21 protein-coding genes are annotated in these 23,948 nt (G+C 61.8%); 13 read left to right on the top strand and 8 right to left on the bottom strand.

Features of this window, described 5'->3' with window-relative positions:
- Position 1 precedes the first annotated feature (1 nt).
- The 6 genes from ABJO75_RS13600 to ABJO75_RS13575 all read left to right on the top strand — a co-directional run bounded on the left by ABJO75_RS13600 (position 2) and on the right by ABJO75_RS13575 (position 6,932).
- Positions 2 to 622 (top strand): sugar transferase, encoded by a 621-nt coding sequence (locus tag ABJO75_RS13600; protein ID WP_348125865.1) that lies wholly within the window; start codon positions 2 to 4, stop codon positions 620 to 622.
- Positions 619 to 1,677: a hypothetical protein gene (locus tag ABJO75_RS13595; protein ID WP_348125863.1), complete on the top strand. Its 1,059-nt coding sequence runs from the start codon at positions 619 to 621 to the stop codon at positions 1,675 to 1,677. The genes ABJO75_RS13600 and ABJO75_RS13595 overlap by 4 nt, the downstream gene beginning before the upstream one ends.
- Positions 1,678 to 1,758: 81 nt before the next feature.
- Positions 1,759 to 2,880 (top strand): GDP-mannose 4,6-dehydratase, encoded by a 1,122-nt coding sequence (gene gmd / locus ABJO75_RS13590; RefSeq protein WP_348125861.1) that lies wholly within the window; start codon positions 1,759 to 1,761, stop codon positions 2,878 to 2,880.
- 43 nt (positions 2,881 to 2,923) lie between these two features.
- The gene (locus ABJO75_RS13585) at positions 2,924 to 4,270 is read left to right on the top strand and encodes a hypothetical protein (RefSeq protein ID WP_348125859.1); all 1,347 of its coding nucleotides are present in this window, start codon (positions 2,924 to 2,926) and stop codon (positions 4,268 to 4,270) included.
- Positions 4,267 to 5,973, top strand: a complete 1,707-nt coding sequence (locus ABJO75_RS13580; protein WP_348125857.1) for a hypothetical protein — start codon at positions 4,267 to 4,269, stop codon at positions 5,971 to 5,973. Before ABJO75_RS13585 ends, ABJO75_RS13580 begins: the two co-directional genes overlap by 4 nt.
- Positions 5,970 to 6,932 carry a hypothetical protein gene (locus ABJO75_RS13575; protein ID WP_348125855.1) on the top strand — a complete coding sequence of 321 codons (963 nt, stop codon included), beginning with the start codon at positions 5,970 to 5,972 and terminating at the stop codon, positions 6,930 to 6,932. Before ABJO75_RS13580 ends, ABJO75_RS13575 begins: the two co-directional genes overlap by 4 nt.
- 50 nt (positions 6,933 to 6,982) lie before the next feature.
- On the opposite strand, the gene ABJO75_RS13570 is transcribed toward ABJO75_RS13575, so the two are convergent.
- Genes ABJO75_RS13570 through ABJO75_RS13555 form a run of 4 tightly spaced genes read right to left on the bottom strand, consistent with a single transcriptional unit; the run spans position 6,983 to position 11,157 of the window.
- Positions 6,983 to 7,648: a hypothetical protein gene (locus ABJO75_RS13570; RefSeq protein WP_348125853.1), complete on the bottom strand. Its 666-nt coding sequence runs from the start codon at positions 7,646 to 7,648 to the stop codon at positions 6,983 to 6,985.
- A complete protein-coding gene (locus tag ABJO75_RS13565) occupies positions 7,648 to 8,889 on the bottom strand; it encodes a glycosyltransferase (RefSeq protein ID WP_348125850.1) in 1,242 nt (413 codons plus the stop codon). The genes ABJO75_RS13570 and ABJO75_RS13565 overlap by 1 nt, the downstream gene beginning before the upstream one ends.
- The gene (locus tag ABJO75_RS13560) at positions 8,889 to 9,854 is read right to left on the bottom strand and encodes a glycosyltransferase (RefSeq protein ID WP_348125848.1); all 966 of its coding nucleotides are present in this window, start codon (positions 9,852 to 9,854) and stop codon (positions 8,889 to 8,891) included. The genes ABJO75_RS13565 and ABJO75_RS13560 overlap by 1 nt, the downstream gene beginning before the upstream one ends.
- Positions 9,844 to 11,157 (bottom strand): hypothetical protein, encoded by a 1,314-nt coding sequence (locus ABJO75_RS13555; RefSeq protein WP_348125845.1) that lies wholly within the window; start codon positions 11,155 to 11,157, stop codon positions 9,844 to 9,846. Before ABJO75_RS13555 ends, ABJO75_RS13560 begins: the two co-directional genes overlap by 11 nt.
- 236 nt (positions 11,158 to 11,393) lie before the next feature.
- On the opposite strand from ABJO75_RS13555, the gene ABJO75_RS13550 reads away from it, so the two are divergent.
- Both ABJO75_RS13550 and ABJO75_RS13545 read left to right on the top strand, forming a co-directional pair.
- Positions 11,394 to 12,494: a hypothetical protein gene (locus ABJO75_RS13550; RefSeq protein WP_348125843.1), complete on the top strand. Its 1,101-nt coding sequence runs from the start codon at positions 11,394 to 11,396 to the stop codon at positions 12,492 to 12,494.
- Entirely contained in the window at positions 12,491 to 13,534 is a 1,044-nt protein-coding gene (locus ABJO75_RS13545; RefSeq protein WP_348125841.1) for a sulfotransferase, read from the top strand. The genes ABJO75_RS13550 and ABJO75_RS13545 overlap by 4 nt, the downstream gene beginning before the upstream one ends.
- 33 nt (positions 13,535 to 13,567) lie before the next feature.
- Here ABJO75_RS13545 and ABJO75_RS13540 read toward each other — a convergent pair whose 3' ends face one another.
- Positions 13,568 to 14,092, bottom strand: a complete 525-nt coding sequence (locus ABJO75_RS13540) for a hypothetical protein (protein WP_348125839.1) — start codon at positions 14,090 to 14,092, stop codon at positions 13,568 to 13,570.
- A gap of 133 nt (positions 14,093 to 14,225) precedes the next feature.
- On the opposite strand from ABJO75_RS13540, the gene ABJO75_RS13535 reads away from it, so the two are divergent.
- Entirely contained in the window at positions 14,226 to 15,200 is a 975-nt protein-coding gene (locus ABJO75_RS13535) for a GDP-L-fucose synthase (protein WP_348125837.1), read from the top strand.
- Between the two features lie 89 nt (positions 15,201 to 15,289).
- On the opposite strand, the gene ABJO75_RS13530 is transcribed toward ABJO75_RS13535, so the two are convergent.
- Positions 15,290 to 16,528 (bottom strand): CDP-glycerol glycerophosphotransferase family protein, encoded by a 1,239-nt coding sequence (locus ABJO75_RS13530; RefSeq protein ID WP_348125835.1) that lies wholly within the window; start codon positions 16,526 to 16,528, stop codon positions 15,290 to 15,292.
- Positions 16,529 to 16,761: 233 nt separating this feature from the next.
- Here ABJO75_RS13530 and tagD point away from each other — a divergent pair, with 233 nt between their 5' ends.
- Positions 16,762 to 17,148 carry a glycerol-3-phosphate cytidylyltransferase gene (gene tagD, locus ABJO75_RS13525; protein ID WP_348125833.1) on the top strand — a complete coding sequence of 129 codons (387 nt, stop codon included), beginning with the start codon at positions 16,762 to 16,764 and terminating at the stop codon, positions 17,146 to 17,148.
- 122 nt (positions 17,149 to 17,270) lie between these two features.
- Positions 17,271 to 18,188, top strand: coding sequence for a hypothetical protein (locus tag ABJO75_RS13520; protein ID WP_348125831.1), 918 nt, complete (start codon positions 17,271 to 17,273; stop codon positions 18,186 to 18,188).
- A 57-nt stretch (positions 18,189 to 18,245) separates the two neighbouring features.
- Here ABJO75_RS13520 and ABJO75_RS13515 read toward each other — a convergent pair whose 3' ends face one another.
- Complete coding sequence (locus ABJO75_RS13515; protein ID WP_348125829.1) at positions 18,246 to 18,950, bottom strand: hypothetical protein; 705 nt, start codon at positions 18,948 to 18,950, stop codon at positions 18,246 to 18,248.
- A 166-nt stretch (positions 18,951 to 19,116) separates the two neighbouring features.
- Between ABJO75_RS13515 and ABJO75_RS13510 the strand changes: the two genes are divergently transcribed.
- Positions 19,117 to 20,538, top strand: coding sequence for a mannose-1-phosphate guanylyltransferase/mannose-6-phosphate isomerase (locus ABJO75_RS13510; RefSeq protein WP_348125827.1), 1,422 nt, complete (start codon positions 19,117 to 19,119; stop codon positions 20,536 to 20,538).
- A 174-nt stretch (positions 20,539 to 20,712) separates the two neighbouring features.
- On the opposite strand, the gene ABJO75_RS13505 is transcribed toward ABJO75_RS13510, so the two are convergent.
- Positions 20,713 to 21,861: a DUF2793 domain-containing protein gene (locus ABJO75_RS13505; RefSeq protein WP_348125825.1), complete on the bottom strand. Its 1,149-nt coding sequence runs from the start codon at positions 21,859 to 21,861 to the stop codon at positions 20,713 to 20,715.
- Between the two features lie 224 nt (positions 21,862 to 22,085).
- On the opposite strand from ABJO75_RS13505, the gene ABJO75_RS13500 reads away from it, so the two are divergent.
- Positions 22,086 to 23,948, top strand: a 1,863-nt coding sequence (locus ABJO75_RS13500; protein WP_348125823.1) for a hypothetical protein, incomplete at its 3' end; no start/stop codon positions are given.

Genomic DNA, 23,948 nt, shown 5'->3' with positions numbered 1-23,948 from the left:
GATGACCTGGCAAAAACGTACTCTGGATCTGGTCTTTGCCCTCCTTCTGGTGGTGATCCTGGGGCCGATCCTGATCGGGTTGCTGATCTGGTTGCTGCTCAAGGAAGGGCGGCCGCTGTTTTATGTGGCCGAGCGGATGAAAGGCGTGGATCAGCCCTTTATGCTGTGGAAGCTGCGCACGATGACAGTGGTGGACACCGATACCGGCGTTTCCGGAGGCGACAAGGCGGCGCGGATCACCGCGACGGGAGCTTGGTTGCGGTCGCGGCGGCTGGACGAATTCCCGCAGCTCTGGAACATCATCCGGGGCGATCTGAGCTTTGTCGGCCCGCGCCCGCCCTTGCGGCAATATGTCGAGGCTTATCCCGAGCTGTATCGCGAGGTGCTGAAATCGCGCCCGGGCGTCACCGGGCTGGCCAGTATCGTCTATCACCGGCACGAGGCTGCGTTGCTGGAGCGCTGTGCCACGTCGGAAGAGACGGACGCGGTCTATCGGCGCATCTGCGTGCCGGCAAAGGCACGGCTGGATCTGATCTATCAGCGCCACCAGAGCATCTGTCATGATTTCGATCTGGTGTTCCAGACCATCGGCAACCTGTTTCGCCGGAGCCACAAGACGTGATCAGGGTCTTCATGACCGGACGGCATGTGCATCGCTCGCCCCTGCGCTATCCGGCGCTGGCGGATTTGTTTCAGGGCGAGATTACGCAGGTGGATCGTCCGGAGGCGGCGGACCTTTACGTCTTTTCCCATAGTGTCGACATTGCCGAGGCCCCGCATGCGATGGTGGCGGACTGGCGGGCGCGGCGACGTCCGGTCGTGCTGCTGTCGGAAGAACCGTTCTGGGATACGATCTGGACCCGCCGGCCGTTAGAGCGGCATATCAGTGTCGAAACCGGGTTCGGTGCGCTGCCGGTGGTGCAGCTGACCCATACCACCAGCGCGATTTTCCGGTTTCAGGAGATCCCCTATTACCTGCTGACCAATGACCGTTTCGCCAATACCTATCGCTGGCGGTTTGCCCGCAATGCCAGCCGTGGTGCACGGCAATGGCGCGCCTATTTTGCGGCGCGTGAAGCAGAACTGACCTTTATGTTCGAGCGCCGCCCCGGAGCGCAGCATGACGTGGCATGGCCCGCCGGCGACATTGTCGGTCTCTGCGCTTGGCGCACCGAACTGGCGGAACGCTGCGAAGGCGAAAAGGTACAGCGGCTGGGGCAAAGCTGGCAGGGCGGGATCAGCCGGTTTGATCTGGCAAACTGGCATTTTGACAAGCTGATGCGGCTGGATGAGGCGACCGGCACCTTGGCGGCGATCGAGAACACCCATCAGCCCGATTATCTGACCGAAAAGCTGTTTGACGCCTTCGCCTGCGGCGCAAGGCCACTTTATTATGCCAGCCCCGGCCACCGGCTGCACCGGCTGGGCCTGCCCGAAACGTCCTGGCTGAATCTTCATGGGCTGACGCCCGAGCAGGCGGCAGAGCAGGTCCGCCAGCCGTTTGCCGGGGTGAATTTCATCGCGGCGTTTCACGCGGCACAGGTGCGGCTGGCGGCGCTGTTTGGTGATGCCGGGGCATTGGTGCGCGAACGTCGGCGGCTCAAAGCCGAATTATTGGGCGAATTTGCAGCGCTGTTGGAAGCACCGGGAGATATTGTGCCGGAAGAGCGCCCCTGAGCCGACCCCGCGGGAGCACCCTCTTGTGACAGGGGGAAAACCATATTATCGCAGGACGCAATCGCGAGGTGAGCATTCAACATGACCAAGACAGCATTGATTACCGGGGTGACTGGACAGGATGGTTCCTATCTGGCGGAATTCCTTCTGGAAAAAGGATACGAGGTCCACGGCATCAAGCGCCGGGCTTCCTTGTTCAACACTGGCCGTGTGGACCACATCTATGAGGATCCGCATGTGGATCACGCCCGGTTTCAGTTGCATTACGGCGACCTGTCGGACACCTCGAACCTGACCCGCATCATCCAGCAGGTGCAGCCTGACGAGGTGTATAACCTGGGCGCGCAGTCCCATGTCGCGGTCAGTTTTGAAGCGCCGGAATATACCGCCGATGTCGATGCGCTCGGCACGTTGCGCCTGCTTGAGGCGATCCGTTTCCTCGGGCTGGAGAAAAAGACCCGGTTTTATCAGGCCTCGACCTCGGAGCTCTATGGTCTGGTGCAGGAAACCCCGCAGAAAGAGACCACACCGTTCCACCCGCGCAGCCCCTATGCGGTGGCCAAGATGTATGCCTACTGGATCACGGTCAACTACCGCGAAGCTTACGGTATGTATGCCTGCAACGGCATCCTGTTCAATCACGAGAGCCCGCGCCGCGGCGAGACATTCGTGACCCGCAAGATCACCCGCGGTCTGGCCAATATCGCGCAAGGGCTCGAGCCTTGTCTTTACATGGGCAATATCGACGCGCTGCGCGACTGGGGCCATGCCAAGGATTACGTGCGCATGCAGTGGATGATGCTGCAGCAGGACGTGGCCGAGGATTTTGTCATCGCCACTGGCGTTCAATATAGCGTTCGCGAGTTCATCACATGGTCCGCCGCCGAACTGGGCATCAGCCTGCGGTTCGAAGGCGAAGGCATCGACGAGGTGGCCATTGTCGACGCGATCGAGGGCGACAAGGCTGCTGCGCTGGCGCCGGGGGATGTAATCATGCGCATCGATCCGCGGTATTTCCGCCCGGCCGAGGTTGAAACCCTGCTGGGTGATCCCACCAAGGCCAAGGACCGTCTGGGCTGGGTACCCGAGATCACCACGCAAGAGATGTGTGCCGAGATGGTGGCGCAGGATCTGGACGCCGCGCGCCGCACCGCCCTGTTGCGCAGCCACGGTTTTCAGGTTGCGCATTCGGTAGAAGGCTGATCGGGGCCGGGGTTGAGGTCGGAATTGGGCCGGGGGAAATGACATGACGCTTGCAATCCTGAACCTGTCCGGGCTGGACGAGGCAGGGTGGCGGCCCTGGTTCGAGACGGTTCTGCCAGACAACACCGACTGGCAGGTGGCGGAGGATCCTGACGATCTGCCCGCTGCCGACAGATATGTGCTGATCTATGACGCCCCGGACGCACAGTTCCTGCGGGCGATGCAGGACGGGGTGCCGTTCGAACAGGTCATCGCCGGCTGGACAGACCATGCCCGACAGGTTCTGGGCCGCTGGCGCAAGGCGCGCCGCCGTCTGTATCTGATCGATGCCGATGCATTTGGTGCTGCCCCCGAGATGCTGGCCGAAAGTCTTGGCGGTTGGCTGGGCTGCGAGATGGGCACACCGCCCGCCTCCGAGCACGAGGCCGAGGCGCATCCTCTGGCTATTCTGGCGGCACAGGCGGCGCATAGTCTGGACCCGGTACGCCAGCTGGCGGACGAGCTTGAGGTTGGCGGCATGTCACCCCGGCTGGCCCGGAAAGGCAGCGAAGCGCGGATGGGCGCGGCCTATGTGGTGCTGCAGGAGCAAGCTGCGGCGGCGGAAAAGAGCACTTCCCAGAACAAGCAACTGGACAAGGCCAAGGCCAAGACAAAGGCTGCGCAGGCGGACCGAACCAAGACCCGGCGCGATGTGAAGACCCTGACGGCAAAGCTGGAAGAGGCTGCCGCCGAGACCGGCAGCCTGCAGGCAGAGCTGGCGGCTCGGGACGACGCGGTCAAGGTCGCGCAGGCAGGCGAGGCCGAGGCCCGCAAACAGATCGACACGCTGAACGCAAAGCTGGAGAAGGCTGCTGCCGATCTGAAGGCTCAGAAAGATGCGGCCAAGGCGGCGCAGACAGGCGAGGCCAAACGCGGCCAGCAGGTCGAGACGCTGACGGCAAGGCATGAACAGGCGACGGCAGAGGCAAATCGTCTGGAGGCCGCCCTGAAGGCCGAAAAGGAAACGGCGACCGTCGCCGCGCAGGCCGCACAGGCGCTGTTTCACGAAGAGATCGAGCTGTTGCAGCAACAGTTGATGACTGTGCAGCAGGCACTGGAGCAGGAATATAGCGACGGGCTGGCGCTGCGCAAGGAGGCGGGCAGCGACCGGCATCAGCTGCGCAGTGACATGGACCGGATGCGGTCTGCTGCCGAATTGGAACAGCTGCGCCTGTCGACGATGTTGCAAGAACAGGCAGAGCAGATTGCCGCCCTGCTGGAAGAGCAGCGGACGCTGACCACTGAACTTGATCGCAGCCGTGAAGAGGTGGATGCGCTGCTCGCCTCGACCTCATGGCGGGTGACCGCGCCTCTGCGCCGGGCCCGGCTGGCCGTGGTCAAACCGACATGAGCACAGCAGAAGTTCTTTATATCGGGTGTGGACCCGCACCCGATATCGACCCGGATGCCGAGCGCGTGGTGCTGGTGGAGCCCAGCCCCGATCACGTGCCGGTCATTCGCGGGCAGGTCCGCGAGATGGGTAGCCGGGTGCGCCTGATCCCCGCTGCCGTGGCGGCGGAAACCGGCAGCGCGCCGTTTCACATCTGCAATTTCTCCGATCTTTCGGGGTTGGACGTGCCGGCGGCGCTGTTTGACCTGATGCCGGGGCTGAAACAGGTCAAAACCGCCGAGGTTCAGACTCTGTCGGTGGCTGATTTGCTCAAACAGGCCCGGATCCGGTCGGATGGTTATGTGTTGCGCTGCGAGGCCCCCGGAGTGGTGCCGCAGCTCTTGCACCAGTTGCTGGCGGAACAGGGGCTGGACCGGGTTGCGACCCTGTGGCTGACCGTCGGGGCCGAACCGTTTCACGGGCCGGGCAGCGATGCGGATTCGGTGATCCGGCTGTTGCAGGATCATGGCTATCGTCTGTTGGCGCGCGAAGACGAGGCGGATCCGGATTGGCCCTGCCTGAAATTTGAGCAGGACAAAGGGCTGCTGGAGCTGACCCGCGCCCGCGACGCCGCCAATGCCGCAGCGACAGAGGCGCAGCGCACGCTTGAAACCGAACGTGCCGAAATGCTGGTCCGGCTGAAAGAGAGCGACGCGGCCCGTCAGGTGGCCGAAACCAAAGCGGCCGAGATGCAGGCCCAGCTGGAAGCGGGGGCCGCCGAGACCAAGGCATTGCAGGATCGGGTTGCGACGCTGGATGCGGAGGTGAACAGCGCCCGGACCGAAGGGCAGGCCCGGATCGAAGCGATGCAGGCCGATCTGGCAAATGTGCAGGACCGGGCCAAGGCCTTGGGTGCGCAACGGGACGGCCTGCGCACGCAGTCCGAAACATTGGTTCGCGAACGGGATGCGGCCCGTCAGAACGGACAGGCGCAGCTGGAGACGGCACAGGCGGAATTGGCAGAGGCACAAAAGCAGGTCGAGACGCTGAGCGGTGCGCGCGATCGTCTGCGTGCCGAGCTTGAAAAGACCAAAACCGAGAGGGACACTCTGAGAGACCGGCTTGGGACGGTCAATCAGGAACGCGACGCCGCGCGCACGGCGGCAGAGACTGTCCGGACCAACACGCGGGCGCAGATCGCGGCAGCGCAGGCCGAGACCGCCGAGTTGCAAAAGCGGGTCGAGACACTGAGGGAAAAGGCGGACCGGCTGCAAGCCGAGGCCGAGACCACGGGGGCAAGGGCCCGCGCCGATCTGAAGACTGCGAATGAGGCGCGCGCCAGAGCAGAGGCGCAACTGGTCGAAATCCGGAAAGCCCGCGCCGAAGTTCAGGCGCAGTTGACCAAGACCGGCACCGAGATCTCAGCGCTGCAAGATCGCGTCGCGGCGCTGATCCGGGATCGGGATACGCAACGCGCAGCGGCGGAAACCGCCCGGGCCGATCTGGGCATGGCCTTGCGGATGCAGGCGATGGCGGCGGCGGATCTCAAGGATCTGCAGGATCGTCACACCGCGCTGAGCGCAACCAAGGACAAGCAGGATGCCTTGCTGGGCCAGTTGGCGCTGCAACTGGGCGATGTCTCGGAACATCTGCAGCAGATCGAGGCGGCCCCGGCAAATCCGCGTCTGGAACGGGATGCGACGGCGAAAAAGGGCGGGGCATGAGCGCGCCCACTGATGCCCAGGCCCTGCTGGCCCGGATCGAAGACGCTCGGGCGCTTTTGAATGACCATGACCACCAGAAGGCGCTGACCCCGCGTCTGGCCGACCCTTTGCCCAGCCTGATCCAGCAATGCCGGACCCTGAGCGAAGAGGTCACGCAGGCCGAGGCGGAACCGGTGCGCTGTCTGCATCACTTTGCCTGCACCGGCGGCACGCTGATGGCCCGCTATCTGGCGGTGCAGCCCAACACCGTCCTGCTGAGCGAGATCGACCCCCTGAGCCGGCACCATATCGACGGCTCGTCCCCCCGGTTTGCCCCGACGGATCTGATCCAGCACCTGCGCTACAGCCCGCGCGCGATTCAGGAAGAGGTGATCGGTGACGTATTTCTCGCCGGGTTAGAGCCGCTTTTGGCTGATTGCCGGGGTCGCGGACGACGGCTCGTGCTGCGCGACCACGCCCATTCGCAGTTCTGTCATGGTGACGCGCCGCATGACCGCCCGACGCTGCGGGCGTTGCTGATGCAGCGCTATCCGGTGCGTTCGGTGGTGACGGTGCGCCATCCGCTGGATGCCTACCTGTCGCTGACCAACAGCAACTGGCTGCATTTCACGCCGGATACGCTGGATGAATATGCCCGCCGGAATCTGGCGTTTCTGGACGCTTACGAAGGGGTCGAAATCTTTCGCTACGAAGATTTCCTGACCGCACCGGAGCAGCAATTGCGCGACATCTGCAAGGTGCTGGACCTGCCATTCGCGGGGGTACAGGCCGAGCTGGTGGCCTTGATGCCCCTGACCGGCGACAGCGGGCGCGGCGGGCACGGTCTTCAGATCCGTCCGCGCCGCCCGGTGCCGGACGACGTCGCCGTCGCGGCGCGCAGTTCCAAACGCTATATCTCGCTGTGCGATCGGCTTGGATATGACCCGGCGCCGGATGTGGACCCCGGCGAAGGATCATAGCAGTTCGGCAAAGGCGCTGAAACCTGCAGCGCCTCGGGTCCGGACGGGCCTTACCGCCCGCGCGCCAGAACCTCGTTATAGAGCCGCATCGGTTCGGGATTCTTTGCCAGCGCTTCCTCGACCTCGGCGCGCTGCTCCTGTTTCAGGGTTTCGCGCTCTTCGGTCGGAACCCCGACCCGTTCTGTGGCCTTGTCGCCATGGCGTTGTGCCGCCCGGGCTCGGGCCTGGTCCTGCGCGCGTGCAGTGTCGCGGGCGAGATCGTCAGAGAGCGGCAGCGGGTCGTCCAGCACGGCGTTGAGCCGGGTGAGGACTGCGTTGAAGTCATTTATCGTTTCTTCGAATTCGCCAAGAATGAACGGTTTGTTCAGCTGTAGGGTCCGGGAATAGAAGGTCACGTAGCGGTCCAGACAGAACGAAACCGGCCGTCCCGAGAAAATCTTGTAGGACAGGATGGCGGCCGCCGGGTCGCGGATCAGCACGACGATCGGGATGTTCTGGAGCGCGCCCAGACGCAGGTTCAGCACCGAATGGGTGTGATGGCCCATAGGCGGGCGTTTGTGCCCGGTGGCATCGCAGATCACGTTAATCATATCGACGGAAAAGGTATTGGCGCTGCGCGGATACCCTTCGACTACCAGCTTGCTTCTGGGCTGGCAGACCAGATTGTGCATATTCTTTTCCAGAAGCTTGGCACGGATTTCGTCAGGGCTTAGCATCAGGCGTGACTTTCTTGTTGTTCTGTCTGCGCGCGCGGGATTGCCGCTGCGATCCGCAGGAATTGAGCGGCGACCTGGTCGGCGCGGTGATCGTTGCGGATCCGGGCAATGGCCTCGGGAATTGCGGAGAGCTCGGAAATCGTGGTCATCAGCGCATCGGCGAAAGCATCCGCAGTATAGTTGCGAGCGATGCCACCAATGCCATAGGTCTCGGAAAATTCCGCGCAGCCATGGCCGGGGCCGACCACCGGGACACAGCCATAGGCGCCGGCCTCAACCAGAATGTTGGGCCAGTTGTCTTCGTAAGAACAGCTGAGCACGATGTTGCTGGCGGCGAAGATGCCGACCAGCCGGGCATGATCGCTGATGCGCCCGTGCAGGACGTGGGTCAGACCGCTGCCGGTCAGCCGGTCAACCAGCATCGGATCGGCCTGGCCAACCACATCGATCTGCACCCTGCGTCCTGCGGGCAGCCGGTCGTGCAGGGCGGCAAGACTGTCCAGCGCCAGCGGCATGCCCTTGCGCCGCTCGGCGAGGGAATCGGCAATCAGCAGGATGCGGATGATGTCGTCATCCGGGCGTCCGGCCCCGGTCTCCAGCGGTGCATAGGCGTTGCGCAACACGTGCGCCCGATCGCCCGGGACAATGCCGCTGGCCACGGCCTGATCGCGCAGGAATCCGCTGGGCGCGGCCAGATGCACGTTGTCATGGGCAAAGATGGCGCGTTTGACGCGCAGGTTCACCGGGATGAACCGCGAGTCACACAGGCTCGAATCCACCTGCGGACAGCCCAGACAGCCCCGTGTCATGCCGGTACAGCCCGCCGGATAATGGCAGCCGCCGGTGAAATAGTGATAGTCGTGCAGCATGAACAGCATCCGCGTGCCGCGTGCCGTGAGGGTTTCAAGCTCTGCCAGCCCCAGCAGGTACGAGGCCCAGTGCACATTCACGATGTCATAGCCCGACAGAAGATCGATCAGCCAGTCGCGACGGTAGCCGGGGTATTCCACGGTGAAATGCGTATCAGTAAGCTGTCGGTTGCTCTTGCTGCCCGAGGGCACCACTGCTTCGGGCAGAAAGCCACCCAGTTCCTCGGCCGTCAGGAATTCGGCGCTCAGCCCATCCTGCGCATCCAGCGCCCGGGCCAGCCGGTGGGCGGCAATGCCGCCACCACCCGCGCCGGCGCTGGACAGGACCGCGATCCGGGTCGATCCGCCGGCAGAGGAAACCATGTCCCGCATCACACCGCCTCAAGATCCAGATCCAGCAACAGCGCCTGGTTTTTCTCGACCGTGCCCTGCAAGGCCGCAAGCTGCACCTCCAGCACGTTGTCGCTGGCGCGGGGCGGGGCCACCGGTTGCGGTGCGGGGGCAGGGGCGCTGGCTGCCTCGGCCTCGTTGAACAGGCCGACCAGGATATCCAGCGTTCTGCGGGCTTCGGCTATGCCACCGTGGCGGGCCTGCACCAGCGCCAGTTCGGTGATCGATTCCGAGCGTTTGTCACGGGTCTTGCAGTCTTCGTGATAGACCGAATAGGCGATATCACGCGGCAGATGCAGAAAGGTGTATTTCGCAGCCATACCCAGGAACAGGTCCGCATCCATCGCATAGTGATGGTCGAGTTTCACCGGCCCAACCGCATTCCATGCGGTGCGCGAAAAGAACACACTGGGCTGGATCAGGTGATGGGCGGCATAGTCCAGCAGGTAGGAGAAGGCGAGTTTTTCCGGTGAAAACCGGAAATGGTGGATCGGGCTGAAATCCTTTTCCGTCAGATAGGCATCGCCCACCACCACTTCGGTTCCGGGATTGGCATGGAACGCGCGACGCACCGCCACCAGCGTGTTCGGCAGGATGATGTCATCGCCGTTGAGCCAGTAGAGGATCGGCTGGGAGGCGCGCTCATAGCCCTTGTTGATCGCGTCCGACTGGCCCTTGTCCTTTTCCATCACCACCACGGCAAAAATATCGCGGTAATGCTCGACGATCTGCGGCGTTGCATCGGTGCTGCCGCCATCCATCAGGATCAGTTCGACCCCATTCAGATCCTGGCACATCAGGCTGCGCAGGGTTTTTTCCAGAAAGGCGGCAGAATTGTAGATCGGGATCACGATCGAGACCCCGGGCAGGTCGTCCTCGGCGCGGTCGATGACCAGCCCATCCTCCCATGGCAGGACGGAATCGGCTCGGATCGGTTCAGGCAGCATGACGGACCCCTTGGACGTGAGACAGGATTTCGCGCAACAGCAAACGCTCATCATCGCATTCGCAGCCCTGCGCCAGATAGTTGAATATGCGCGGATTGAAAATGCCGTGCTCGACCAGTTCGCCGCCGAAGACCGAGGCGATTTCGAGACGCAGCACCCGGGGATCGCCCTCGTGCAACTCGCGCAGGTGCCGGATCGCCGCACCGTGCAGGTTGCCTTCGGGATATTGGGTGCGTGCCGGCACGGGGCCGGGCGCAAATAGGCCCCGGCACTCCAGACAGAAAAGGATCGCCAGAAGGCGCTGGCAGAAGCGGTGATGCGGGTCCGGGTTGACCTCGAACAATTCCCGCGCCCGCGCCAGATCGCAGGCGCCCGCAGCCCGGGCCTCGGCAGCCAGATGCGCGATTGCCCCGCGCCGTGTGACCCAGCCCTGCACCGGACACAGCCGCAGTAACCGATCCGCCACGGCCATCGCCCCTGCGTCAGGCAGGGCGGCGGGGCGTGGCGGGTTGAGGAACATCATCTGCGCCCGGGCGGTCTCGGGCGCGGCGCGGTCGCATTCCCATTCGATCACCCGCTGAAAGATCGCGGCGGCCTCGGTCGGGTTTTTGCTTTCGACCCCGGCCAGTCGGCGCATGTCGGGCAGGTAATGGGCGAATTCATCCATGCTGCTGTAGGTGGTCGGGTGGCGTTCATGCAGCAACAGCCCGCTATCGGCAAAACCGCCGTTGATCGACAGGATCAGCGCCCCCATCACGTAATCCCAGCCGATGATGCCGAAACACATGCGACCGGCGCTGGTGCACGCGTCGGCCCGCTCCAGCACCTGCGCCAGTGATGTGCGGGAAAACACGAACGCATCCAGCCCTCCGCGATAGGGCGAACGATCTCCGAAGCGCACGGTCTCGGCGGCGCCGCATTCTTCGCGGGTCAGCGCCATGGCGGGAAAATGGTCCAGCCAATGGCCAAGTCCGGCAGGGCTGCGCATGGCCGGGAAAAGATCGGAGTTCACCACCGCCACTGGCCCGGTTCCGGGCCGGTCCTGCAGGCGGCGCAGGGTGGCGATAATCTGCGGCACCGGCTTGCCGTGAATGGCCTGCCCGGTGTCTTCGACAGGCAGCCGCAGGATGTCTGCATCGGTCAATCCGAGATTGATCAGCCGGTCCGCCTCGTCGTCGACATTGACGGTAAGGATCTGGACGCCAAGGGCTTTCCAGGCCTGAAAACAACGCAATTGCGCCTCGATGCGGGAAAAAGGGTTCAGCGAAGTGACCGCAGTCACAACAGCCTCTGAGCGCGCCATTGCCAAACACCTTTCGAACACATCCCGCCCTCTCCGAAGGACGACAGCCTGCGTTTACGATCTGCTTGGCTCGAAAGAAAGGCCCGCATCGGAGATTCTGCGGATTCTCACCTATTTGCCGGGCGGGTTTGATTGTATCGCACAAAAATGCTGCCTAAAGAGGCATGATAGCAAAGGCCGCGCTCCAGCAGTAAACCCTTACGGACAGACGCGGCCATACAGCGAAAAGGCATGAGATGTCAGCGACACAGGGACCGGGTAAGACCATCGTGCTGCATATCGGTCTGCACAAGACCGGCACCAGCAGCATTCAGGCAACGCTGAAACACAATCAGGCGGTGCTGCGCGAACGCGGTATGCTCTATCCGGGGTTCTTGCCGGCCAATCATTCGCAATTCTTCATCAACGCCTTTTCCAGCCGGGCCGAACATTATCACGCCAACCGGCGTCAGGGGCTGGACGCGACGGCGATTGCCGAACGTTCCGCAGAACAGATGGATCGGCTGGGCCGGGCGCTGACCCGGTTTCGCGGTTCGACCATCCTGCTCTCGGCCGAGGATGCCAGCACCCTGCAGGCCCCCGAAGTGGAACAGACCCGCAGCCGGCTGGATGCGCTGGCCGAGTCGGTTGGCGTCCAGACCAACTACCGGGTCCTGCTTTATACCCGCAACCCGGCGGCCTTTGTCTCGAGCGCCATGCAGGAGAACGTCAAGGGCAACGGCATGCGGCTTGATGACAGCCGCGAACTGCATATCCGCAACGCCTCGGGACGCTACCGGCGCATCCATGATGCATGGGCGGCGGCATTTGGCAGTGACGCGGTGAGCTTTCGTTGCTTTGAAACGGCCTGTGGTGAACCCGGCGGGCTGATCGGGGATTTCCTGCGCACCGTCGGCATCCCGCCCGAAGGCATCGAGCATCGCCTGACCAACGAAGGTATTTCCGACGAGGTCACCGAATTCCTGTCCTCGCTGTACCTGCCTGAAAGCGGGGCCGGGCATGGCCGGTTGCAGGATTGTAAAATGCGGATCGAGCTGACACCGGAAGATCGCGAAGCGCTGTTTGCCCTGCGTGGCAGCAAGGGCGGTCTGTTGTCGCTGGCCGACCAGATTCGCACCTGGGACGTGGTCGCGGATGACATGCATTTTCTGCAGGCCCAGTTTGGCATCACCTATGATCGCCCCGACGCCGGGCGCATCACCCCCGGCGAAAAATTCGCCACCGGCTTTCTGCAGGATCTGGCGCAGGCCCTGCCGCGCCTGTCCGTGCCCGCGCGCGAAGCGTTGCTGCACTATCTGCTGACGCGGCCTGTCGATGCCGGGGTTGCCGCAGAGTGAAACTGTCGCTTCATATCGGCACGCCAAAGTCCGGAACCACCACGATTCAGCAGTTTTTGAAGCACAATCGCGCGTTGTTGCAGGAAAACGGGGTTCATGTTCCGCAATCTGCGGGCGCAAGCAACCAACGGCGGCTGGCCGCCATGTTTCTGAACGACGACACCGTGGACGATTTCTTTCGCCGCCTGAAGCTGCAGGACCGGGTGGAACGCATCGCCGCCAAACGCCAGTGGCAGGCGGCTCTGAGCGCCGAGATCAAAGCGCAGACCTGTTCACATGTGGTGATGTCCTCGGAGCATCTGCAAAGCCGCCTGCACGAGCCCGAGGCGATCCGCGCCCTGTCCGATTACCTGCAGGACCGGTTTTCCGATATCCGGGTCATCCTGTATATCCGCGATCCTCTGGACACGATCGTCTCGCTCTATTCGACCGCGGTGAAATCCGGCTCCAGGCTGGCGGAACTGCCGCTGTCGCCGCCGGATCTCTGGGCCAATATCGTCAACCACAAGGCCACGATTCAACGCTGGCAGGCCAATCTGGCCCCCGCCGAACTGCGGCTGCGGCTGTTTCAGAAAGACGATTTCGTGCAAGGCGATCTGCTGGCCGATTTTATATCTGCGGCCGAGTTGCCAGCGCTTGACTACAAACGTCCCAAGCGCGCCAATGAATCGCTGGACCGGCTGGGTCTGGAAGTGCTGCGCCGTCTGAACAAGGACATCCCGGTGATCCTGCCGGATGGCACGACCAACCCGCAGCGCGGCAACATCAAGACGGTTTTCGAGGCGCATTTCAATGGTGGGGCGCCATTCCTGCCCAGTGCCGAGGCGGTGGCGGCCTATGACGCCGCCTTTGCCGATTCAAATGACTGGGTGCGCGAGACGTTCTTTCCCGAACGGGAATATCTGTTCACGCCCAAGACCCGGAACATGGCTTCCGAAGACGCGCTGGCCCCCGGCGATCTCGACGAAATGGCGGCATTTGCCGCCGCTCTCTGGCGTCGGAATCACAAGCGTGGGACCAGAAAGAAGAACCGGACATAGAAACGCGGGCCGTCGGCCCGGTTTCCCCCGGTTTCAGCGCATCAGAACCGTTTCCATCCGCTCGATCCGGGCCTCGAACGCATCGCCGGAAAAGAACAGGTGAAGCTCGGCCCCCCGGCTGTCTGCAATCTGATCCTGCGGGATCGCGATATGACCCTGCAACAGATGTGCCCCGCCCGAGGACGCCATGTGCTGATCGGCGAACACATCCTGATAGCCTTCGTCCTTGAGCAGTCGCAGGCAGGGGCGAAAGGCAAACAGACCGTCCGACACCACCTGCAGGATCAGCCCGACATAGCGCCCGCTTTGCACGGTGGCAAAATCCAGCGAATAGGACAGGGACACCCAGGGCGATTGTCCGGCGGTTTCCATCCGCAGCAGAAATCCGCCCTCAGTCGGGGCAAATCCCAGCCGCGCGCCAGAGTCGGGCTGGCTGGACAGCCAGACATGCGGGCCCAGATCCTGATGCGGAGTGGCAAGATCGACCGCGTCATGGTCGGCCAATGCGGCCAGCCGGGCGTTTTCGGTCTCGAATGCGGGGGTGGGTGCGGTGCTCATGATCGCCTTCTACTGGAGCCTCACCCCGCCGCCAAGGCGTTTTTGCAGAGGGCCGAACAGACCAATCCAAGGCGTTGCAAGGCAGGGCTGATCCGGTGTAGGCAGCCGCCATATCCCGGAAGGAAAACGCCCCATGAAGATATATGTTGCAGGACATCGCGGAATGGTCGGCGGCGCCATCTGCCGCCAGCTTGAAACACGCCGGGCAGCGGGCGAACCGATCGAGCTGATCACCCGCACCAGCGCCGACCTGGACCTGACCGATCAGGCGCAGGTGGCTGCATTCATGCAGGCCGAGCGCCCCGACCGCGTCATCCTCGCCGCCGCCAAGGTGGGCGGGATTATCGCCAACAACAGCTATCCGGCGCAGTTCATCTATGAAAATCTGATGATCGAATGCAACGTGATCCATCAGGCCTATGCCGCCGGGGTGACCAAGCTGCTGCAACTGGGCAGCTCCTGCATCTATCCCAAGCTGGCGGAGCAGCCGATGGCCGAGGACGCGCTGTTGACCGGCACGCTGGAGCCCACCAACGAACCCTATGCGATTGCCAAGATCGCCGGGATCAAGCTGTGTGAAAGCTACAACCGGCAATATGGCACCGATTACCGCAGTGTGATGCCGACCAACCTCTATGGCCCCGGCGACAATTTCCATCCGGAAAACTCGCATGTTTTGCCGGCCCTGATCCTGCGCTTTCACAAGGCGGTACAGGAAGGCGCCAAAGAGGTGGTGATCTGGGGATCGGGCAAACCGATGCGCGAATTCCTGCATGTGGATGACATGGCCGCCGCCAGTCTCTTTGTGATGGGTCTGGAGGATGATATCTACCAGCGCGAAACCCAACCGATGCTGAGCCATATCAATGTCGGCTCGGGCACCGATGTCACCATCCGGGAGCTGGCCGAAACCGTGGCCCGCGTCACCGGCTTTACCGGGCAACTGGTCTTTGACACATCAAAACCCGACGGCACCCCGCGCAAGCTGATGGATGTCAGCCGCCTGGAGCGCCTCGGCTGGACCGCCTCGATTGCGCTGGAGCAGGGGATTGCAGGCACCTATGACTGGTTCCTGTCCCAGAACACAGACGATTTGCGCGCAAAGTGACCCCGGACCAAGGGTAGGCAAAGGCAGCGCGCCACGATCGAAACGCGTTGAGAGACCCCGTTCCAGCAAACGATGCTGGAACGGAACCACTATTTGGAAAGCACCCTGTCCACGACCCGCTTGCTGGCGGATAACGTGTCGTATTTGAAAATCCGCTGCTTCAGCTTTGCTCTGTCATCGACGTATCTCTGGTCTTCGCGTGTGTTCAGGAGTGCGGCGCAATCCTTGCCTCTGGTGGCATATTCCCCGACCTCATAGCCAGACACGTCGCGTTCGTCATAGATTTCGCGCGTTTCCAGATAGGCTTCACGATCTGGCTGAAAGAACAGGACGCGCCCCCCCGTGAGCAGAAAGTCGTAGTAGGTGGACGAATAATCCGTCACCAGGATTCCAGTTTCTCTGAGATAGGGATAAATGTCGTCCCTTGGATCGACAAACAACACCCGATCCGTATCAAGCGCATCGACCATCGCCCGAAGCTCGGGTGTGTCTTCCGAAACCTTGTGGTTCTTTATCACCAATAGGCAGTCCCGCATCCCGGCACAGCTTTCGATAAAGGCGCGTGCTTCGTTCAAGAAGACGGTTCTGTCCTGTCGCTTGGCCCGGAAGGTCGGGCAATACAGCACTGTCTTTGCGCCCTGCGCACGTGCCCTGCGCATCCGCCCGATGATGTTCTGGTTGGTGTTGATCTCGGCAAACTCGATCTCCTCGCCGCCGTCGAACAGAATGTCGGTGCGCGGGCTGCCGGTCACGATGACTTCGGCGTTCGGAAACCCCTCCTGATACCGCGGGCTGACGAAATCGGACTCTGATGTCACATAATCTGCCGACAGGCAGTCATAGCTGTAAAACGCAAACCCGCCCGGGGGCTGACCTTCTGCGAGCTGGTAGGCAATGCTTTTCGCGGGAACCCCGTGCCACAGCTGGATCTTGGTCGCGCCGGAAAGGGCGATCTGCAAATAACAGTAGGTGGGGTTTGCCAAATGATGGGTGCAGGCAAACACGTATTTTGTCTCAATCAGCATTTTCAGCAAGGCGCTGCGCCTGCCGAACTGAAATGAATTCACCCCAGCCGCGCGAAGTTGTTCGTTTTCTTCTGCGGAATGGCAGAGCCAGAACAGTTCCAGATCGGGATCAATCTGCTGCAGGTTAGCATGTAGATAGGAATAGATGTACTTGCTGTTGTCGCTGAAACTGCCCGGCGACAGAACGCAAACCTTGTTCTTTTGCGCCCGCATCGAGGCGAGGCCGAGAAAATGCAAGGCGACACCGTTTTCGCCGACATCCAGTGCCCGTTTGACCGGGCGGTTTTCCTGAGGTTTCTTCAATCGTTTTCCCTGCCGCTTTTGCAGAAAGACCGCCAAAGGGCCGCCCCTGCCTATACTGATAAATCCCGGCTGCCGCAAAAAGCAGCGAAATACAGGCGCCAGACGCGCCATTTACTGCATCCATTGCTGAGTTGTGGACCGCCGAGAAATGTAATGATAACGTAACCGGATCGTAACGATAATGTAACGAATTTGTTGCAGCCAAGGCAACGAATTGGATGAGGCGAAATGTGATGCGACGCGTAATTACCTACGGCACCTTTGACACTCTGCACTATGGCCATATCCGTCTGTTGAAACGCGCGCGCGCGCTTGGTGACTATCTCATCGTTGCCCTGTCCAGCGATGCGTTCAACGCGGAGAAGGGCAAGAAGGCAAAATTCTCCTTTGAAGATCGCAAAACGGATCTGGAAGCGTTGAAATATGTCGATCTGATCATCGAGGAAAACACCTGGGATCAGAAAAGCACCGACGTCCAGGCCCATGATATCGATGTCTTCACCATTGGAGATGACTGGACCGGCGAGTTCGATTTCCTGAAAGAGCATTGCGACGTAGTTTACATGCCGCGCACGCCGGAAATCTCGAGCACCCTAATTCGCGGACGTGCTGCCGGTTGACGGCACCGTTGACGAGACAGGGCAGTTGCGTCTAAGCACCGCCGACCAAATCACATAACAACGGGTCGCTCGCATCCGGCAGGCCGTGCCGATCGGATGCGCTGGCCCGGACAGGGGCGGCTATGCGCGCAGTTCTTCATCTGGGGACCTACAAGACCGGCACCTCCAGCCTTCAAAACATGCTGCATGCAAACAGGGATTTGTTGCGTGAAAACGGCGTTTTGTATCCGACATCCGGTCTGAAAATCGAGCCAAAGCTTGGTATCCGTCATTCGCCGCTGATTTTCGGCTTCATGAGCGGAAAACAAAAGATATTTCCAGACGCTCTGGCCAAAGAAATCACTGAATCCGGCTGCGAGACCGTGATTTTCTCGGCCGAACCCTGGTCCGCACCGATGCATCAATCGCAACTGACCCGGTTTACCTGTGCGCTCGAAGAGGCCGGCTTCGATGACATCCAAGGGATCGTCCTGTTCCGCAATCTGGCCGATTACCACGTCAGTCATTACCGCGAATTCACCGTCAACCAGAAAAACGCCGCCCCTTACCGGGACTATGTCAGACGCCCAGTGGGTTTGTTCGATTACCTGTTCCTGCTGCAAACTTATCGGGGGCTGTTCGGCAACGGGCTGCGGTGCCTGCCTTATGATCAGATTTCCGACAGCTGTGCTGCCGTGTTTGACAGCCTCGGCCTGCGCGATCTGTTCGATAAGCTACAGCCAACCCCGAAGGCGAATGTCAAGAAACTGGACGCGCTGGACATCGAGGCGATTCGTTGCAGCAACGCGCTGAAACTCGAACATGACGCAGGCCTCGCCGCCTTGGCGCAACTGCGTCAGGAAAACACAGATTTCAACGACAGTGCATGGACAGAACAGAGTGCAGGGGCAGTCATGCCAACCAGTGCGAGCTACCAGAAGCGTTTCAAGACGTTGTCCGGATGGAGCGCGGACTGGATCGACACGCTGTTCACCAACCCGCACCAGAATGCGCGCAACGTGTCCGAGGTGACAGATCGTCTTATGGGCCGCCTGACCTGATGCTTTTCCTTTAACGAAAACCCCATCGGGCTTCAGCAGTGACTCTGCTGCGCAGGCTCAGGCCGCCTCTCTCAATCGGGTCAGACCCAGCGGTACGAGATAATCTGCGGCAAGACTGTCTTCGATCTCGTACAGGGATTCATCAAAATACCGGAAATCGCGGATATCACGCGCCCGTTTGACCGTGCGTTCGCCCTCGGATTGTTCCTGCGCATAGCGCGCAAAGCCGCCGGTAAACTGGCCCACCGCTTTTTCCAGCCGGTCGCGGTCGATCTCTTCCTGTCCGCCGGTCAGAAAGGTGATGGCTGATTCAACGCTGCCCATCGTATCGGCATAGAGATTGCCATAGCGCACGACATGACAGCGGACGCCCTGCATCCGCTCAGCATCCAGACACCACTTGCCCACGAAGGCTTTCCAGTAGTCCATACCCCAGGGCAGAAATTCGGCCCAGCTTTCGGCGGTGTCCTTGTTGCGCCCGTGATGCACCCGGAATTCGAAATAGGATTGCACGCTTTCCAGCGGGTGCCGGTATTGTATCAGGTATTGCGCCTCTGGCGTCACCGCGCGGTCGGGCTTGTCGTTCCACAGGCCGAAATCGTGATCCTTGACATAGTTGGCGTCCTCGATGGCGCGATCCTTGACCATGTGCACGGATTTGAACTTCATGTCCTTGCCGAAATAGGCTTGGCAAATGCTGCGCAGAAACCGGTGCCCCGAGCGCGGGAAACAGGGGTTCACTGTATGAAGAAGTCGGGACATGGGGATTCTCCGGGCCTGTAGTATGAGCGCTTCTTATAAGAGTGCCTGCGGAAAAGGCCAACAGAGCGCAAGCAGCAAGTCTGCCTGAAATACGTGCTTGAACCGAACGTCATATTCGGGAGATATGCACAGGACACGCCGAGAGAGTTCAGGAGTACAAGTCCCAATGATCACACCCGTTCTACTCTGTGGGGGCTCCGGCACCCGGTTGTGGCCGCTTTCACGCAAAAGCTATCCGAAACAATTTGCCGCGCTGATCGGCGACAACACCCTGTTTCAGGCCAGTGCGACCCGCCTGTCGGGGCCGGATTTTGCGGCCCCCATGGTGCTGACCAATGCCGATTTCCGGTTCATCGTGACCGAACAATTGGCCGAGGCGGGGATCGACCCGGCGGCAATCCTGATCGAACCCGAAGGGCGCAACACCGCGCCTGCGGTTCTGGCCGCAGCCATGTGGCTGGAGAAAACCGATCCTGACGCGCTGATGCTGGTGGCGCCGAGCGATCACGTCGTACCCGACGCCGCCGCCTTTCGCGCCGCCGTACAGGCCGGGACGAGTGCTGCCGAGGCCGGGCAACTGGTCACCTTCGGGATCAAGCCGACCCATGCGGAAGCCGGCTATGGCTATCTCGAACTGAGCGAGGATCCGGGGGATTTCACCGCCCGGCCACTGGCATTGTCCCGCTTTGTCGAAAAACCCGATGCCGCGCGGGCACAAGAAATGCTAACGGCGGGCAACTACCTGTGGAACGCCGGGATTTTCCTGTTTTCGGTCGCGGCCATCCTCAAGGCATTCCGTACACATGCGCCCGATCTGGTGGCTCCGGTGCAAGCTGCTGTCGAGCAAGGCAAACCTGATCTGGGCTTTTTGCGTCTCGCCCCCGAACCCTGGGCCAAAGCAGATGACATCTCGATCGACTACGCGGTGATGGAATATGCCGACAATCTGTCGGTGGTGCCTTTTGCCGCCGGCTGGTCGGATCTGGGCGGCTGGGACGCGGTCTGGCGCGAAACCGGGCCGGATGCGCGCGGGGTGGCCCTGTCGGGGCCTGCCACGGCGCTGGATTGTGACGACACCCTGCTGCGCAGCGAAGACGACGCGTTGGAAGTCGTCGGAATCGGGCTGAAAAACATCATCACGGTGGCCATGCCCGACGCGGTCCTGGTGGCCGATGCCTCCCGCGCGCAGGATGTGAAACAGGCGGTCGCAGCCCTCAAGGCAAAACAAGCCAAGCAGGCCGAAAGCTTTCCCAAGGATCACCGTCCCTGGGGCTGGTTCGAAAGCCTGGTGATCGGCGAGCGGTTTCAGGTCAAACGCATCGTGGTGCATCCCGGCGCCGCACTGTCCCTGCAATCGCACCACCATCGCTCGGAACACTGGATCGTGGTGGAAGGAACCGCCAAGGTAACCGTGGATGACGACGTCAAACTGGTAACCGAAAACCAGTCCGTCTACATCCCGCTGGGCGCGGTGCACCGAATGGAAAACCCCGGCAAAGTACCAATGGTGCTGATCGAGGTGCAGACCGGGACCTACCTCGGCGAAGACGACATCATCCGTTACGAAGACGTCTATTCCCGCGACTAAAACGTTCACCTGCGCCGCGCAGCGCGGATCATGAGGGTCGCTGCCCCTCAAACTCCCCGGAGTATTTGAACAAAGCTGAACGTGCAGACCTGTTCAGTCTTCAGCTTTGGAAAAATACTCCGGGGGAATCGCCCGCAGGGCGGCGGGGGCAACGCCCCCTGTTACGCTTCGACATCAGAACCACCTGCCGATCCACAGCTTGTCACCATCGATCCGGGTGATCGTCCCGGTGAAATCTGCGGGTGCCGTGGTGATCGGGGCGTTGGCGTTGGTGCAAATCTGGGTGCCATCCGCCCAGCGGACGTAATCGCCATCCCCGTTGCTGCCGCGCTCGATCACCGCCCCGGTCGGCATGCCGCCGGACTGGCTCACCGGCCCCAGAAGCTCGGACTGGGAGAAGACAGTGGACCAGGTATCCCAACCACCTCCGACATAGCGGCGAAACCGGACCTTGCCGGGGCGAAACGCGATCTGGCTACGGGCCGTGCTGGCATGTTGCAGGTGGATCACATGCCAACCGCCAGCGCCGTCCGGGGCCCCGTCAGCCCCATTGCCCTGATTGAAATAGAAACCGCTCGCAGACAGAGAGTCAAAATCCGTCGTCGGGATCAGCGTATCGCCCAGTCCGAAAGCCCCCACTGTCATCAGGGCTCCAACAGCCGTATCCTCAGGAGATGCCTGTATCGCCGCCCCCTCTGCCTTGCCCGTGGCACCGTCAAATCGCAGCGCTTCGGTCCAGTCGGTCCCATCCCCGGACACCTTGATCGCAAAATCCGTCACCCCGGCCAGACCTATCTCGGCGTGTCCCGTCCAGTTCGACTGAAACAGAACCGAGGCGGTATCGCCCGTGTCCGCCTTGTTGATCTTCAGCCGGTGATCGGAACCGGCATGGGTCAGCAGCGCGGCATCGGACGCAACGGCCAACCGGTTGGCGGCATCCGATGAGGTCCCGATCCCCAATCCCGCGAGATTTTCCGTCTCGGCCTGCGGCAAGACCCAAACCCCGCCATCCCATATACGCAACTGCGCCTCCGCACGGCCCCAGGCGCGCCAACCCTCCTGTGGCGCCACGAAATGCCAGGTTCCATCCAGCCACGCCGCCAGGGCATGTGCCTGCCCGGCCCAGGCCGCCACCGGGTTTGCACCCAGGGCATGCACCTCGCCCTCATCGGGGGCGGGGGGCGGGGTCGTCGCATCAAATTCCATGACGCTCAATTGCACGACAATATCCAGCCGCCGCAGCGCCTCGTTATGGGTCACGTGTTTCTGTGCCTGGCTTGGCATCAGAAAGGGCAGGGCGAGGATCGGTGAGGTATCCGGCATCCGGGTCTCCTGTGCTGGAACGGAACTCGCGCACCCTGCCGCAGCCGCCCTCAAGCCTGCCCTAATCCGGCGCGCGGGCGATTCATTCCCTATTCACCCCAAAGTCGCGCCGCCCCGGTTCCAACGCATTCTAGCTAGTTTCCGCTGTTTGGCCGCAATTGCGTCCCGTCTTTTGGCAGTCCAGGCGGCCATCCTTGTCGCGGGTTATGAGGTGGTGAGAACAGATGACACTGCAACTGGTGGGCCGGATCGCGACCGGCGATGCGCCTCTGGATGGCGATTTGCGCGATATCGATATCGTCACGACCGAGGCTGGCAGCCTCCTCTTTGCCACGACCGGGCAGAGCGGCGGCGTAAGCGTCTGGAGCGTGTCGGACACCGGAACGTTGGCGCGTCTCGCAGACAGCGCTTATTTCTCGGTCTGGGGCATGGGGATCGGATCATTCGATGCGGTCGAAATCGACGGGCAGACCCAGCTGATCCTGTCCGGCACCGGCGCAGGCAAGCTGATCCGCTATCGCATCGCGGAAGATGGAGCGCTCTCCAAGGCAGGCAAGATCGATCTGCCCGGCTCCACGACACAGACCCATGACGCGCTGACAACCGTCACCCTGACAGGCGGGCGTACGGCGCTTTATACCGTCGATACCGACACCGGGGCGCTTGCGGGCTGGCTGTCTTCGGGAAACGGCGCGCTGGACAGGGACATCGGCTTTGCGACTCCGATGGACACGCTGGACACAAATGATCCGGTCCTGCTGACCCAGACCGAAGCCGGGGGCGTCCGGTACCTGCTGACCGCCGACAACAGCGGGTCCGGTGTGCGCAGTTACCGCGTCGATGCCGACACCGGCCGGTTGACCGAAGTGGACAGCTGCGGAGCGGAAGACGGGCTTGGGCTTGCTCTGCCGACGGCGCTTGAAACCGTGACCGCCCATGGCGCAACCTGGGTGGTCTTGGCCGCAGCGGGCAGCGATTCACTCAGCGTGATGCAACTGGCGGCCAATGGCACCTTGATCCCGACTGACCACATTCTGGACACCCGCGCCACGCGCTTTGGCGGGGTTACCGCGCTCGAGGTGATCGAGGCCGACGGTCATGTCTTTGTCCTGGCAGGCGGGGCGGATGACGGGATCAGCCTGTTTTACCTGCTCCCAGGCGGACATCTGGTGCACATGCAGACTCTGGTCCATGACACCGGGCTGGGACTGGAGAATGTCACCGGGATCACCGCCGTCCGGATGGGCGACTCACTTCAGGTCTTTGTCAGTTCCGGAACCGAAGGCGGGCTGTCACAGTTCACGCTGCCACTGGGCGCGCTCGGCACGGTGATCAAGGCCAGTGACACCGGGCAGGATGTCCCGCTCTCGGGGACAGAGGGTAGTGATCTGCTTTTGGGCAGCGCCGGACAGACCACATTGCGGGGGCAGGCGGGGAACGACATTCTCGTCTCAGATGCCAGCGGCGGCATTCTGACGGGGGACGCCGGTGCTGACATCTTTGTTCTGCACCCAACCGAGAACACGCTTGTTATCACCGATTTCCAGCCCGGCATCGACCAGCTGGACCTGACCCGGTTTCCAATGCTGCGCAGTCTGGATCAGCTCATCCTGACACCGAGCGATACCGGTCTGATCCTTCGGTTCCGCGATACTCTGGTCGATATCCGCAGCCAGAACGGCAAACCGCTTTCCGTGCAGGATATCTGGCCAGACGGGTTGACAACTCCTGATCGAATGCTGCTCCCGGACCCGCGGATCAACGGAACCGGAAACGATGACATTCTGACCGGGGGCGACTTCATCGATCTGGTCAGAGGCGGCAACGGAAATGACATCATCTACGGATGGGGCGGCGCGGACGAACTCCACGGCGATTACGGTGAAGACCTGATCTATGGCGGCGTCGGAGATGATCACATCTACGGCGGCTTGCACTATGACACCCTCTATGGCGGCGATGGAAACGACCAGATCTGGGGCGGATGGGGACAGGACAAGGTCTATCTCGGCAATGGCGACGATGTTTTTCACGACCACGCCCAGAACGACGAACACGGCGCTGACATGGTCAGAGGCGGCAACGGA

Origin of the sequence: Sedimentitalea sp. (genome assembly GCF_039973035.1) — a bacterium.
In the GTDB taxonomy this organism is placed as follows: Bacteria; Pseudomonadota; Alphaproteobacteria; order Rhodobacterales; family Rhodobacteraceae; genus Sedimentitalea.
Note: the sequence above shows the minus strand (reverse complement) of the source record. Positions and strands in the feature narration are given on the sequence as shown.

What these genes read in the sequence shown, in the direction of transcription:
- ABJO75_RS13515 (WP_348125829.1), bottom strand. Translation starts at nt 18,950, where the DNA reads ATGTCCCGACTTCTTCATACAGTGAACCCCTGTTTCCCGCGCTCGGGG.
- ABJO75_RS13565 (WP_348125850.1), bottom strand. Translation starts at nt 8,889, where the DNA reads ATGCGGGACATGGTTTCCTCTGCCGGCGGATCGACCCGGATCGCGGTC.
- tagD (WP_348125833.1), top strand. Translation starts at nt 16,762, where the DNA reads ATGCGACGCGTAATTACCTACGGCACCTTTGACACTCTGCACTATGGC.
- ABJO75_RS13505 (WP_348125825.1), bottom strand. Translation starts at nt 21,861, where the DNA reads ATGCCGGATACCTCACCGATCCTCGCCCTGCCCTTTCTGATGCCAAGC.
- ABJO75_RS13585 (WP_348125859.1), top strand. Translation starts at nt 2,924, where the DNA reads ATGACGCTTGCAATCCTGAACCTGTCCGGGCTGGACGAGGCAGGGTGG.
- ABJO75_RS13560 (WP_348125848.1), bottom strand. Translation starts at nt 9,854, where the DNA reads ATGCTGCCTGAACCGATCCGAGCCGATTCCGTCCTGCCATGGGAGGAT.
- ABJO75_RS13540 (WP_348125839.1), bottom strand. Translation starts at nt 14,092, where the DNA reads ATGAGCACCGCACCCACCCCCGCATTCGAGACCGAAAACGCCCGGCTG.
- ABJO75_RS13520 (WP_348125831.1), top strand. Translation starts at nt 17,271, where the DNA reads ATGCGCGCAGTTCTTCATCTGGGGACCTACAAGACCGGCACCTCCAGC.
- ABJO75_RS13575 (WP_348125855.1), top strand. Translation starts at nt 5,970, where the DNA reads ATGAGCGCGCCCACTGATGCCCAGGCCCTGCTGGCCCGGATCGAAGAC.
- ABJO75_RS13570 (WP_348125853.1), bottom strand. Translation starts at nt 7,648, where the DNA reads ATGCTAAGCCCTGACGAAATCCGTGCCAAGCTTCTGGAAAAGAATATG.
- ABJO75_RS13550 (WP_348125843.1), top strand. Translation starts at nt 11,394, where the DNA reads ATGTCAGCGACACAGGGACCGGGTAAGACCATCGTGCTGCATATCGGT.
- ABJO75_RS13580 (WP_348125857.1), top strand. Translation starts at nt 4,267, where the DNA reads ATGAGCACAGCAGAAGTTCTTTATATCGGGTGTGGACCCGCACCCGAT.
- gmd (WP_348125861.1), top strand. Translation starts at nt 1,759, where the DNA reads ATGACCAAGACAGCATTGATTACCGGGGTGACTGGACAGGATGGTTCC.
- ABJO75_RS13555 (WP_348125845.1), bottom strand. Translation starts at nt 11,157, where the DNA reads ATGGCGCGCTCAGAGGCTGTTGTGACTGCGGTCACTTCGCTGAACCCT.
- ABJO75_RS13510 (WP_348125827.1), top strand. Translation starts at nt 19,117, where the DNA reads ATGATCACACCCGTTCTACTCTGTGGGGGCTCCGGCACCCGGTTGTGG.
- ABJO75_RS13600 (WP_348125865.1), top strand. Translation starts at nt 2, where the DNA reads ATGACCTGGCAAAAACGTACTCTGGATCTGGTCTTTGCCCTCCTTCTG.
- ABJO75_RS13535 (WP_348125837.1), top strand. Translation starts at nt 14,226, where the DNA reads ATGAAGATATATGTTGCAGGACATCGCGGAATGGTCGGCGGCGCCATC.